At 68.1% G+C, this 11902-nt stretch carries 12 protein-coding genes; 10 read left to right on the top strand and 2 right to left on the bottom strand.

Going from position 1 to position 11902, the window contains the following annotated elements:
* Positions 1-185: 185 nt before the first annotated feature.
* The 7 genes from OG326_RS02500 (at position 186) to OG326_RS02470 (ending at position 4566) form a co-directional block, all read left to right on the top strand.
* Positions 186-827, top strand: coding sequence for a DUF6474 family protein (locus OG326_RS02500; RefSeq protein ID WP_327143008.1), 642 nt, complete (start codon positions 186-188; stop codon positions 825-827).
* Positions 828-837: 10 nt separating this feature from the next.
* Positions 838-1356: a hypothetical protein gene (locus tag OG326_RS02495; RefSeq protein WP_327143007.1), complete on the top strand. Its 519-nt coding sequence runs from the start codon at positions 838-840 to the stop codon at positions 1354-1356.
* Between the two features lie 46 nt (positions 1357-1402).
* On the top strand, positions 1403-2053 hold the full coding sequence (locus OG326_RS02490) for a YcnI family copper-binding membrane protein (RefSeq protein ID WP_327143006.1): 651 nt from the start codon (positions 1403-1405) through the stop codon (positions 2051-2053).
* Positions 2050-2586, top strand: coding sequence for a copper resistance CopC family protein (locus OG326_RS02485; protein WP_327143005.1), 537 nt, complete (start codon positions 2050-2052; stop codon positions 2584-2586). The genes OG326_RS02490 and OG326_RS02485 overlap by 4 nt, the downstream gene beginning before the upstream one ends.
* Positions 2583-3551 carry a copper resistance D family protein gene (locus OG326_RS02480; RefSeq protein ID WP_327143004.1) on the top strand — a complete coding sequence of 323 codons (969 nt, stop codon included), beginning with the start codon at positions 2583-2585 and terminating at the stop codon, positions 3549-3551. The genes OG326_RS02485 and OG326_RS02480 overlap by 4 nt, the downstream gene beginning before the upstream one ends.
* Before the next feature lie 78 nt (positions 3552-3629).
* Entirely contained in the window at positions 3630-4091 is a 462-nt protein-coding gene (locus tag OG326_RS02475; RefSeq protein ID WP_327143003.1) for an SRPBCC family protein, read from the top strand.
* Between the two features lie 94 nt (positions 4092-4185).
* The gene (locus OG326_RS02470; RefSeq protein ID WP_327143002.1) at positions 4186-4566 is read left to right on the top strand and encodes a DUF5313 family protein; all 381 of its coding nucleotides are present in this window, start codon (positions 4186-4188) and stop codon (positions 4564-4566) included.
* A gap of 20 nt (positions 4567-4586) precedes the next feature.
* Here the strand turns inward: OG326_RS02470 and OG326_RS02465 are convergent, their stop codons facing one another.
* Positions 4587-6821 (bottom strand): serine/threonine-protein kinase, encoded by a 2235-nt coding sequence (locus tag OG326_RS02465; protein ID WP_327143001.1) that lies wholly within the window; start codon positions 6819-6821, stop codon positions 4587-4589.
* A 179-nt stretch (positions 6822-7000) separates the two neighbouring features.
* Between OG326_RS02465 and OG326_RS02460 the strand changes: the two genes are divergently transcribed.
* On the top strand, positions 7001-7507 hold the full coding sequence (locus OG326_RS02460; RefSeq protein WP_327143000.1) for a nitroreductase/quinone reductase family protein: 507 nt from the start codon (positions 7001-7003) through the stop codon (positions 7505-7507).
* A gap of 4 nt (positions 7508-7511) precedes the next feature.
* Positions 7512-8018, top strand: a complete 507-nt coding sequence (gene rraA, locus OG326_RS02455) for a ribonuclease E activity regulator RraA (RefSeq protein ID WP_327142999.1) — start codon at positions 7512-7514, stop codon at positions 8016-8018.
* Positions 8019-8161: 143 nt separating this feature from the next.
* Here the strand turns inward: rraA and OG326_RS02450 are convergent, their stop codons facing one another.
* Positions 8162-8389, bottom strand: coding sequence for an RNA-binding S4 domain-containing protein (locus tag OG326_RS02450; protein ID WP_327142998.1), 228 nt, complete (start codon positions 8387-8389; stop codon positions 8162-8164).
* A gap of 131 nt (positions 8390-8520) precedes the next feature.
* Between OG326_RS02450 and lysX the strand changes: the two genes are divergently transcribed.
* Positions 8521-11850 (top strand): bifunctional lysylphosphatidylglycerol synthetase/lysine--tRNA ligase LysX, encoded by a 3330-nt coding sequence (lysX, locus tag OG326_RS02445; protein WP_442790903.1) that lies wholly within the window; start codon positions 8521-8523, stop codon positions 11848-11850.
* The last annotated feature ends 52 nt before the right edge of the window (positions 11851-11902 follow it).

Below are 11902 nucleotides of genomic sequence, written 5' to 3'. Positions count from 1 at the left end.
GAACTCACCCTGTGACAGTCGAACCCGTCGCCCCGTCACAGCGCGGATTCATTATGAAACAGGCACGGCGGTCGTCGTTCTGGAATGGCACCGGTTAGGGTGAGCGCAAACTGTGTTTCATGGGCGGACAGGCACTTCCCCCGGCCCTGTGCTGCCATGGCGAACCAGCATGACGGAGGCCATCTATGGGGTTGTTCACCAAGCGCAAGAAGAAGGTCGGGCGGCGGGCCGAGGCCAAGGCGCTGAAGCACAAGGCCGGTATGGAGGCCAAGCTCGGGGCGCGCAACGAGCGGAAGCGGCATCGCGGCGAGGCGCGGACGCAGCGGAAGGTCGCGAAGGCGGAGATCTCCAAATTGCAGGCCGAGGAGAAGGCCGCGCTGAAGATCGCCGCCAAGGCCGATCGGGATCTGTTCAGTGCCGCGCAGGTGCGCAAGTATCTGGGTGTGGCGCGGATTCTGCTGCCGGTGCTGGCGCCGATCGCCTACCGCGGCGCCACCTTCGTGCGCGGGCAGCTCGACACCCGGCGGGCGCAGCAGCTCGGCATCGGGGTGAATCAGCTCGGCGAATTCGCCGGTCCCGGTGCGAAACTGCAGGCGCGGCAGGCGAATGTGGAGAGCACGCTCGCCGAGCTCGAGCGCAAGAATCCGCAGGACGTCGATACCAAGAAGTTCGTGGCCGCCTCGCGCGATCGCCTCGACAGCCTCTCGGCCGCGATTCGCACGGCCGCGCAGATGCCGGTGCAGCGGCGCCGTGCCGTGCACGCGTCGATCTCCAACGAGCTCTCCGGCATCGAAGCCGATGTGCTCGCGCGTCTCGGCGTGAACTGAGCCGAATCCCATGCACCGCCGCGCCGAATCCAGCACTGTCCGTGGTTGTCTCGCGGGCGTGACCATGGCGGTGCTGGCGGTGGCGGCGCACGGGACGGCGGGTGGCGGCTATCCGGGTTCGACGGGGCTGGCGCTGCTGCTGCTGGCGGCCGGAACCATCGGCGCGCTGGCCGCGGCACTGCGCTCCCCCGTCACCCTGCCCGCGCTGCTGGTGCTGGGTCAGCCCCTCTGCCATGTGGCGCTGGGCGGCCTGACACAGCACGGGCATGCCGCGGGGGCCATGGATTTCCTGGGCACGGGCGCGATGGCTACCGCGCACGCCGTAGCCGCGCTCGTCTTCGCTGTCCTGATTCTGGTGGCCGAGCGGCTGTATCTGCTTGTCTCGCAGACCGTTCGGACGGTCCTGACCCGGCCCGCCGGGCTGCCGGTGCAGTCTCCGGCCGGGCGCTGGGCTCCGGTCGCGGCGACGGCGAGGCGGCTGCTCGCCCTGGGCGCGAACGGATCGCGCGCCCCGCCGGTTGCGGTGTGACAACTCCCCTCACCCGTAACCCTTTGCCAGAAGAGGCCATTCACTCATGCACATCTCTCCTTCGCGTGCCTTCGGCACCACCGTCGCCGCCGCCGGCCTCACCCTGCTGACCGCGGGCGTCGCCTCGGCACACGTCACCGTCGACGCCCCGGGCGCGACGCAGGGCGGCTATTCGGTCGCCACCTTCAAGGTGCCCACCGAATCGGTCACCGCCTCCACTACGAAACTCAGTGTCGCCCTGCCGAATCTGAAGAGCGCCAGCACCGAACCCCTGGTGGGCTGGACCGAGAAGATCGACAAGAACGACAAGGGCGAGGCCGTCACCGCCACCTGGACCGCCAACCCGGGCAATCCGGGTATCGCACCGGGTCAGTTCCAGCGGTTCGTGCTCTCGGTCGCCCTGCCCAAGCAGGAGACGGTCAGCTTCCCGGCCACCCAGACCTACAGCGACGGCAATGTCGTGGTCTGGGACCAGAAGAACAATGCGGACGGCAGCGAGCCGGAGCACCCCGCCCCCACCCTGACCCTGGCGGTCGGCAAGGGCGGCGACGATGACGGCGACGGCGCCGTTGCCGCCACCGCGTCGGACAAGGACACCGACACCACCGCGCGCTGGCTCGGCGGCGTCGGCCTGGCCCTCGGCGCACTGGGTGCGGCACTGGGACTGGGCAGCGTGATCCGCGGTCGCAAATCATGACCCGCAGACTCCTCGCCGGTCTGGTGGCCGGACTGCTCGTCACCGGTTTCGCCCTGCTGGGCAGCGGTGTGGCGAGCGCACATTCGGTGCCGATCGGTTCCAGCCCGGACAACGGCGCGCATATCGACACCTCGCCGGCGACGGCCAGCGTCACCTTCAACGAGGATCTGCAGACCAGCTATCCGTCCATGACGGTCACCGGCCCGGACGGCAATCTGTGGTCCAGGGGCCAGCCGAAGGTGGACGGTCAGACGATCAGCATCCAGGTCGGTGAGCTGGGTCCGGTCGGCGATTACAAGATCGCGTACCGGGTCACCTCCGCGGACGGGCATCCGGTCAGCGGCACCCGCACCTTCACCCTCACCAAGGCGGGCACCGGAACTCCGGGCCCGAAGGCGGACTCCTCGGCCAAATCCGGTGGCGGCTCCGACGGCGGGGTGCCGCTGTGGGTGTTCATCGTCGGCGCGGTGGTGCTGTTCGGCGGCGGCCTGGCCTTCGCGCTCCTGGGTGGGCGGGGCAAGCAGCGCAGGTGAATCGATCGGACCGCACCGATCGTCCCAGGGAGCGCGGGACGACCGGCGGCAGCAGCTCATCGATATGGCTACTGCTGCTGATCGTTCCGCTCGGCCTGGGCGGTGCGCTACTGGCCTGGCTGCTGGCGGCCGGCGATCCCGTCCAGGCGGAGGCCTCGGTGCGGGTGCTGGCGGACTGCGCGGGCGCAACCGTGCTCGGACTGGCCGCCCTACCGCGACTGTCCGAGCGACTGGAACCGCCGTGGCGGACGCTCACCGTGGTCGCCGGTCTCTGGGCGGCCATGGAATTCGCCATGCTGGTGCTGGAAGCCGGTGAGGTGCAGGGCATTCCGGTGGCCCGCCTGGGCGCCGGGCAGTTCGGCGACTACCTCACCACGGTGAGCGGCGGGCAGATCGGTATCGCACTGCTCATCGGCAGTGGTGCGGTGGCGGTGTACAGCGCCTTCGGTTTTCGCTATGCCGACCGGGTGACGGCGGATCTGGTGCTGGTGTTCACGGCGGTCACCCTCGCCCTGCGCCCGATCACCGGGCATATGTCGCAGCAGATGTTCGGGTCGGTGCTGGGGGCGGTGCACGCGCTGGCCGCGTCCGCCTGGTTCGGGGTGCTGCTGGCCCTGGCCCTGACCGTCCGCACCCGCGGCGAATGGGCGGTGCTACTGCCGCGCTATTCGCGCTGGGCGGCGCCGCTGGCGGGAATCGTGACCGCGACCGGCCTGGTGAACGGACTGGTCCGCCTCGGCGGCCTGACCCCGTTCGTCACCACCGGGTACGGCCGGATCCTGCTGGCGAAGACCGTGATCCTGGTCGCGTTGCTGGCCATGGGCTGGTGGTGGCGGCGCACCTGGGTGCCGCTCGCGACCGAACATCGCATGGACGCGGAATCCTCTTTGCGCCGTGCGATTTTCGAAGTACTACTGATGGCGGTGGTGTTCGGTCTGGCGGCCACGCTGGCGGTCACCGCGTAGGAATCGGAGGTGGGGGCCCGAATGTGGCCCTCACCTTATGATCTGCGCATTGAATTGGAACGAGTTACTGTCGTGCGCATGACCGAAGTCAAGATCGTCGCGGAATGCGCCGCGTCGGCCGAATCGGCCTTCGCCTATGTCAACGATTACCGGAATCTGCCCCGATTCATCAGTGAGATCAAGGCCTTCGAACCGCTCACCGAGCAAACAGAAGGCGTCGGCGCCACCTTCGACGGCACCATCGGCCTGGGGCCGGTATCGCTGCATTCGACCATCAAGATCGTGCGGCACGAACCCGGCCTCGCCATTGCCGTGAAGTCCATCAAGGGCTTCGAAATCGAATCCACCTTCCTTTTCCACGACAAGGGCGAGGAATCCTGCACCATCGACGCCATCGTCGATTACCGGGTGCCCGGCGGCCTGGCCGGAAAGCTGCTCGGCCGCACCATCGAGCCGTTCGTGAAACTCGCCGTGAAGGGTTCCACGCACAATCTGGTCACCCAGGTCACCGCCTTCCACCTCGCGCGCACCGAAGCCTGATCGCCGTTCGCACCGTGGCCTGACCGCCCGGGGTCGTCAAAGCCGCCGACCCCCCGACGTTGTCCGGCCCATTCCCTGCGGGGATGCTGGGCATATGCCCGAACCCGCCACGCCGTCCTTCCTGCAGCGGATCGGCTATATCTGCGGCCGCACGCTCCCGCCGGCCATGTCGGACTGGGTGCGCGAGGATCTGATCGGCCCCGGCGCCACCCGCCGCTATCTGCTCCGCATGCTGCTGCCGATGATTCCGGTGCTCTGCCTGTTCCTGCTCGTCCCGGGACCGCTGTGGATGCGCCTGGCCATGATGGCGCTGCTCTACCTGCCGCTCATCTACTTCACCGTGGCGCTCACCTATGTGTTCCGGCGCAACAAACTCATCAAGCACGGCTTCGATCCGGCCCTGGCCGAGACCGCCAAGCGCGCCCGCGAATCCGGCGATCGGCAGGCCTACGAACAGCGGCACGGCCGGGGCTGATGCTGCTGCGCTGATATCGGTCAGCGGAAATCCAGGCGGGTGGTGACCGCGCGCTCGAAAGCCCGCAGATCCGCCTCCAATTGCCGGAAAAGCCAATAGTCGCCGAGGAATCCGAGCACGCCGGCCAGGCACAGCCATTTGATCGGGCCGATGGCCAGCGGGACCTCGTCCGGGGTCAGGAACAGCAGGCTGGTGATCACGCCGATCAGCGGAATCGCCACCGCCACCGCGAGATAGCGGGTGCAGCGGCGGCCCAGCGCCCGCAGCGCCTCGTGATCCTCGGCGATCTCACCGTGGGTGAGCAGCCGCGGGTAGAAGCAGCGGACCACGAAGAACGTCACCAGGAAGAACGGGTAGGCGACCGCGACGGCGCCCGAAACCAGCAGTGTCGCGGTCAGATTCAGCAATTGGCCGGGCGTCAGATCGGTGTAGACCTCCAGGGAGACGGCGGCCACCACCGCCGACACCACCCACCACAGGAAGGCCAGCAGCGCGACCCGATCCCCGTCCACCAGGGTGTCGCGGCGGGCCCGCGCCAGCGTGTCCGGATCGTAGGTGCGGCCCTTGCGCAGGCCGCGCCAGACGATGAAGGCGCGGCGGCACAGATAGTTGGTCACGACAATCGCCGCGGGAGTGGTGAACAGCGCCAGCCCCGCCCCGACCGCCTGCAGTTTCACCTGCTGGTCCGGTGTGAACCACACCGCCCAGAGCGGGCCGTTGTGCAGATTCGCGTAGAGCATGCCGAGGAAATCGCCGAGGAAGCTGGCCGCGGTGATGAGCAGCACCAGCGACCACGGACCGACCCTGGCGCGCAGGCTGTTTCGCGGCGGATCCACCAGATCGCGGGCGCGCTGATCCAGGCACAGGTCGAGCTGCTGGGCCAGCGCCGCACCGGTGGGCCAGCGGTCGGCGCGCTGCGGGGCAAGACATTTCAGCAGGACCCGGCGCAGCGTCGGCGGGCAGTCCGGCGGCAGCTCGGACAGATAGCGCGAATCGATATCGTGCCGCCGCAACCGCAGCATGCGCTCGAGCGAGGATTCGGAATCGCCCGCGCGGGTTTCGTCGTCGAAGGGCCGGTGCCCGGTGAGCAGTTCCCACAGCACCACGCCCAGCGCGAAGATATCGCTGCGGCCGTCGAGTTCCTCAGCGGTATCGGGCAATTGCGGATGGCAGGCGGCCAACTGCTCCGGCGACATGTACGCGAGCGAGCCACCGAAATACGCGAGCGGACTGGTGCCCGCGACATGCAGGCTGAAACTGATATTGAAGTCGGCCAGCTTCGGCACCCCGTCGGCGGTGAGCAGCACATTGGCGGGCTTGATATCCCGGTGCAGCACACCGTTGCCGGAGGCGTAGTCCAGCGCCCGGGCCAGCCGGCTGCCCAGCCAGGCCACGGTCTCCGGCCAGCTCCGCGCGGCGATGCCGGAGCGGATGGCCGATTCGCTCGGCACCAGTCCGCCCTTGTCCCGCATGGCCGTATCGACCGCCTCCAGCAGCAGCGCGCCGGAACGCTCCCGCGGCGGGCGCTGCCGCACCAGACTCAGCACCTTCGACAGCGTGCCGCCGGGCAGGTACTGCATGTACATCAGTTTCAGTTCGCGCTCGTCCATCAGCCGCTGGTCGAAGACCCGCACGATGTTCTCGTGATCGAGCTGGGCCAGCGTCTCCGATTCGGTGCCGTGGTTCTGCGAAACCTTCACCGCCACCAGACGTTGCATGGAGCGCTGACGGGCCAGGAAGACGCGAGCGAAAGCGCCGCTGCCCAATTCGACCAGCAGATCGAAATCGTCCACCCGGTCACCGACCTCGATGCCGTCCAGGGCCGCGCGGGCCCGCGGGCGGGCGATCAGCGTGCTGCGATAGTCGCGCTCACCCCAGGCGGCCCGGGTCAGACCCGCATCGGTCGGATAGCCGCTGTCGGCGATATCGACGCCCGGGGATCTGCCGGAGCGGCGCAGCGCGTGGAACTCCTCGTAGGCCAGATCGGGCGGCAAAGGCCCGGAACGCAATTCGTCGTATTCGGCGCGGTAGTCGGCCAGCCGCTTCGGGAAGTCGTAGTGGATCCACCGGTACTCCAGATCGACCTTGATGAGCTCGATCAGGCACAAGCGGCGCAATTCCGGTGCGGCGGGCAGGTATTCGGCCAGCGGGGGCGGCTCCCCCGCCGTATCCCACGCCGCCGCGAAGCGTGCCGAGACAGCCGTCAGCACCGAGCGCGCTGCGCCGACTATGTCCGACTCGATCGCCGGTTCCAACCCATGCCCCTCCGCACGAACCAATGACTACCGGTCCTGCTCCGGTGGGCCAATGCGTTCAGTATGCGCGCGTGTACAGCACAGATGCATCGGAATATGCACGCCGCAGGGGGTTTCCAGGGTCCCCCGGCGGGGTTTCCGGGGTTCGCGCGGCGGGTACGCGCACTACAGTTTCCGGCATGAGTCAGCAGTTTCCGGACCGCATCTGGGGTTCGCGCACCAATCTTCTGTCCCGCATCGCCAGCCCGTTCGCCGCGACCAAGCTCGGCTCGCTGGTGATTCGCAAGCTGACGCCCCTGGACCGGAAAGTGCTGCAGCGCACCGGCGGCAAATACACGGTGCTCGGCCCGATCGGCGCACCGGTCGTCCTGCTCACCACCACCGGGCGCAAATCCGGGCAGCCGCGCACCACCCCGCTGCTGTACGTGCACGACGGCGACACGCTGTATGTGATCGGCAGTAATTTCGGGCAGGAGCACCACCCGGCGTGGACCGGGAACCTGCTCGCGAATCCGGCCGCCGAGATCATCCTCGCGGGCGAGCGGATTCCGGTGCGGGCGACCCGGGTCTCGGACGAGGCGAAGCAGCAGGAGATCTTCGCGCGCTTCGAGGAGACCACCCAGGCCTATACCGCCTACCGCAATCGCACCGCGCGTGATTTGCGCATTTTCGCCCTGACAAGATAGGCGAGTGACCGAATCAGGCAGTGTTCAGAACCAAGCAGAGGTGGTCGCGACCGCAGACCTGGCCGATGAGATCGGGCCCGGGATCCGCAGCTGCGACACCCAGTTCCTCCAGTTCGGCGGGCAGCCCGCCTTCTCCGGACGCATCGTGACCATCCGCTGTTTCCAGGACAACCTCCTGGTCAAGCAGACTCTCGGCGAGCCGGGCAACGGCCGGGTGCTGGTCGTGGACGGCGGCGCGAGCATTCACACCGCACTGGTCGGCGACATCATCGCGGGCCGCGGCGTGGACAACGGCTGGGCCGGTGTCATCGTCCATGGCGCGGTGCGGGATTCGGCGATCCTGCGCACCCTCGATATCGGCGTCAAGGCGCTCGGCACCAACCCGCGCAAGAGCACCCAGACCGGATCCGGCGAGCGCGATGTGCCCGTCGAATTCGGCGGTGTGACCTTCGTGCCGGGCGAGGTGCTCTACAGCGATCACGACGGAATCGTGGTCCGCGCGGAAGACTGATCGCCGCTTCCGGAAAAGCCCCGAAAACGGCTTTTCAGGGATGCTGAGAACTGCTTCTCGAGAGACTCTAGGGAGATTCTCAGCGGCTCCGGTCCTCGCTTCACCGCAGGCGGTGGGCGGCGGGGGCCGGGCCCGCGGCGGTTCTATCGCCGGCGGCCCGCCACCCGGACCTTGCGCCCGGCGAGCAGCACCACGTCTCCGGCGAACAATTGGCGTCCGCGACGTAGCTCTACCTCGTCATTTACCCGCACCAGTCCCTCGGCGATGACCGTCTTCGCTTCCGCTCCGGAATCGATGAGGTTCGCCAGTTTCAAGAATTGGCCGAGTCGAATGACATCGTCTTCGATCGGCACTTCGACTGGATCCGACATGAGGTACATCCTCACCCGCGGCCTCCGGGACCGCCAAACGCCGCCCTCGTCACTCAGCGGCACACGCCGACTACAAGACACGAACCGGGTTCCGAGTGCACATGGGCGACGGCAACATACACACTGGTGCGGTGACTTCGACGCAGGACCGGCAACACCAGGACATCGCATACAGACCGGAGACGCGGTCGCCTGAGGTGCCGCACCGCGGACACGGCCGTCTCCGTGAGGTTCCACATGTCGCTGGGACGATTCTGGGCGTCTACGCCCTCCTTTGCGCACTGTGGAGTATTTCGCCCGGTCTGCGCTTCCTGACCCAGTCGCTACGGCACTATCTCGACACCTACTACTTCGACTCGCCGGACACCTCGCTGGTCTGGGCGCTGGTGGTGGGTCTGCTGGCCGGCGCCACCGCGAGCCGCAAGCGCATCGCCTGGTGGCTGCTGTGCGGCTATATGGCGGTGTTCTCGATCGCCAACGCACTGGACTTCGCCTCCGAGGGCGATCTCAACGCGCTGGTCGCGCTGGTCGTGCACCTGTCGGTGATCGCGGTGCTGATCGCGGCCTGGTCCGAGTTCTACACCCGGGTCCGCAGCGGCGCGATCGTGCGCGCGGTCGGGGTGCTGGCCGGTGGGCTGGCGCTCGGCTGTGTGGCCGGCTGGGGTCTGGTGCAACTGTTCCCCGGCAGCCTGCCCGCCGACGAACAGCGGCCGCTGTGGGCGGTGTCCCGGGTGACCGGCGCCATCCTGGTCAGCAATGACGACTTCGACGGGCATCCGCCGCATCTGGTGAACCTGCTGCTGGGCCTGTTCGGCGCGGTCGCGCTGCTGGCGGCGGTGGCGGTGCTGTTCCGTTCGCAGCGCGCCTCCAATGCCCTCACCGGACTCGACGAATCCGCGCTGCGCGGACTGCTGGAGCGGTCCGACGTCGAAGACTCGCTCGGCTACTTCGCCACCCGCCGCGACAAGGCCGTGGTGTTCGCACCCAACGGGCAGGCCGCCCTGACCTATCGCGTCGAATTGGGCGTCTGCCTGGCCTCCGGTGATCCCATCGGCCAGAAGGAATCGTGGCCGCACGCCATCGACGCCTGGCTCCGGCTGGCCGACCAGTACGGCTGGGCCCCGGCCGTCATGGGCGCGAGCGAACTGGGCGCCACCGCCTACCGGCGCGCCGGACTGTCGGCGCTGCGGCTCGGTGACGAAGCCATTCTGGAGACCCGCACCTTCTCGCTCGCCGGACCGGAGATGAAACAGGTCCGGCAGGCCGTGAACCGGCTCGCCAAACAGGGCATCACCGTGCGCGTGCGCCGGCACAAGGAGCTCGAGCCGGAGGAGATGCGCGAGGTGCTGCGCCGCGCCGACGCCTGGCGCGATACCGAGACCGAACGCGGCTTCTCCATGGCGCTGGACCGCCTCGGCGATCCGCTCGACGGCGACTGCCTGCTGGTCGAGGCGGTCGACGCCGACGACCGCGTGCTCGGCCTGCTGTCACTCGTGCCGTGGGGCCGCACCGGCGTCTCCCTGGATGTCATGCGCCGTGATCGCCAAAGTCCCAACGGCGTCATGGAATTGATGATCTCCAAGCTGGCGCTCAATTCCGAGCAGTACGGCATCACCCGGATCTCGTTGAACTTCGCGGTCTTCCGCGCGGTGTTCGAGGAGGGCGGCCGCATCGGCGCGGGACCCGTACTGCGGCTGTGGCGCGGTGTGCTCATGTTCTTCTCCCGCTGGTATCAGCTGGAGGCCCTCTACCGCTCCAATGTGAAATACCAACCGGATTGGGTGCCGCGCTTCTCGCTCTTCGAGGAACGCCGGCATCTGCCGCGCGTCGCCATCGCCAGTGCGCTCGCCGAAGGCTTCCTGCCGCGGTTCGGCAAGGAGCCCGACGTGTCCGCGCACACCGGTCTGCGCTCCTCGGTGCCGCCGACCATGACCGGCCTGCACGCCGACGGCAGCCTCCCCGACCTCCCGCCGGAGGACCTGGAGGAGTCCGGACCGCGCCGCCCCGAACAGGTGCGGGTGCGCATGGACAAGCTCAAGCGGCTCGAGGATTCCGGCGTCGACGCCTACCCCGTCGCCTATCCGCCCACCCATACGGTGACCGCCGCGCGCAATTCGCCGATGGGCACCACGGTGCGAGTCTGCGGGCGGCTCTTGCGGATTCGCGATTACGGCGGCGTCACCTTCGCACTGCTGCGCGACTGGTCCGGGGAGATCCAGCTGGTCATCGACCGCGGCCGGGTCGGCGCGGATCGCAGCGCGGACTTCGACCAGTTCTTCGATCTCGGCGATCTCATCGAGATGAGCGGTCAGATCGGGCGCAGCCGCAGCGGTGAGCTATCCCTGCTCGCCGCGGACTGGCGGATGCTCGGCAAATGCCTGCACCCGCTGCCCGACAAGTGGAAGGGCCTCGCCGATCCCGAGGCCCGGGTCCGGCAGCGCTACGTCGATATGGCCATCAACACCGATATCCGCGAGGTGATGGCCAAGCGCAGCGCGGTGGTGCGCTCGCTGCGCGACACCCTGCACGGGTGGGGCTTCATGGAGGTCGAGACCCCGGTCCTGCAGCAGGTGCACGGCGGCGCCAATGCCACCCCGTTCACCACCCACATCAATGCCTACGACCTCGACCTGTACCTGCGCATCGCACCCGAGCTGTACCTCAAGAAATTGTGCGTGGGCGGTATGGAGAAGGTGTTCGAACTCGGCCGCGTCTTCCGCAACGAGGGTGTGGACTACAGCCACAATCCCGAGTTCACCATCCTGGAAGCCTATGAGGCGCACAGTGATTACGAACGCATGATGCACGCCTGCCGCCAGCTCATCCAGGAGGCGGCGGTCGCCGCCAACGGCAAGATGGTGGCTATGCGACCGGGTGCGGACGGCACGCTGGCCGAGGTCGACATCTCCGGCGACTGGCCGGTGAAGACCGTGCACGGCGCGGTCTCGGACAAGCTCGGCGAGACCATCACCCCGGACACCGACGAGGACCGCCTGCGGGTGCTGTGCGACAAGGCCGGGGTCCCGTGGCAATTGGGCTGGGACGCCGGGCAACTCGTGCTCGAGATGTACGAGCATCTGGTCGAGTCGGAGACCCAGGAGCCGACCTTCTATATCGACTTCCCCACCTCCGTCTCCCCGCTGACCCGGGCGCACCGCCATATCGCGGGTGTCACCGAACGCTGGGATCTGGTCGCCTGGGGTGTCGAATTGGGCACGGCCTACAGCGAATTGACCGATCCGGTGGAGCAGCGCAAACGCCTCACCGAACAGTCCATGCTGGCCGCGGGCGGCGATCCGGAGGCCATGGAACTCGACGAGGACTTCCTGCAGGCCCTCGAGCACGCCATGCCGCCGACCGGTGGTCTCGGCGTGGGCGTGGACCGGGTGATCATGCTCCTCACCGGGCGCAGTATCCGCGAGACGCTGCCGTTCCCGCTGGTGAAACCCCGGACCGGATAGGACGAAACCCGTCCGGCCCCCACCCCTGGACAGCGCGGAGCGGTGCGGCAGA

This window comes from Nocardia sp. NBC_01327 (assembly GCF_035958815.1).
Lineage (GTDB): Bacteria > Actinomycetota > Actinomycetes > Mycobacteriales > Mycobacteriaceae > Nocardia.
The sequence above is the reverse complement of the archived record's forward strand: the minus strand, read 5'-3'. Positions and strand labels throughout refer to the sequence as shown.

What these genes read in the sequence shown, in the direction of transcription:
- OG326_RS02500 (WP_327143008.1), top strand. Translation starts at nt 186, where the DNA reads ATGGGGTTGTTCACCAAGCGCAAGAAGAAGGTCGGGCGGCGGGCCGAG.
- OG326_RS02495 (WP_327143007.1), top strand. Translation starts at nt 838, where the DNA reads ATGCACCGCCGCGCCGAATCCAGCACTGTCCGTGGTTGTCTCGCGGGC.
- OG326_RS02490 (WP_327143006.1), top strand. Translation starts at nt 1,403, where the DNA reads ATGCACATCTCTCCTTCGCGTGCCTTCGGCACCACCGTCGCCGCCGCC.
- OG326_RS02485 (WP_327143005.1), top strand. Translation starts at nt 2,050, where the DNA reads ATGACCCGCAGACTCCTCGCCGGTCTGGTGGCCGGACTGCTCGTCACC.
- OG326_RS02475 (WP_327143003.1), top strand. Translation starts at nt 3,630, where the DNA reads ATGACCGAAGTCAAGATCGTCGCGGAATGCGCCGCGTCGGCCGAATCG.
- OG326_RS02470 (WP_327143002.1), top strand. Translation starts at nt 4,186, where the DNA reads ATGCCCGAACCCGCCACGCCGTCCTTCCTGCAGCGGATCGGCTATATC.
- OG326_RS02460 (WP_327143000.1), top strand. Translation starts at nt 7,001, where the DNA reads ATGAGTCAGCAGTTTCCGGACCGCATCTGGGGTTCGCGCACCAATCTT.
- OG326_RS02450 (WP_327142998.1), bottom strand. Translation starts at nt 8,389, where the DNA reads ATGTCGGATCCAGTCGAAGTGCCGATCGAAGACGATGTCATTCGACTC.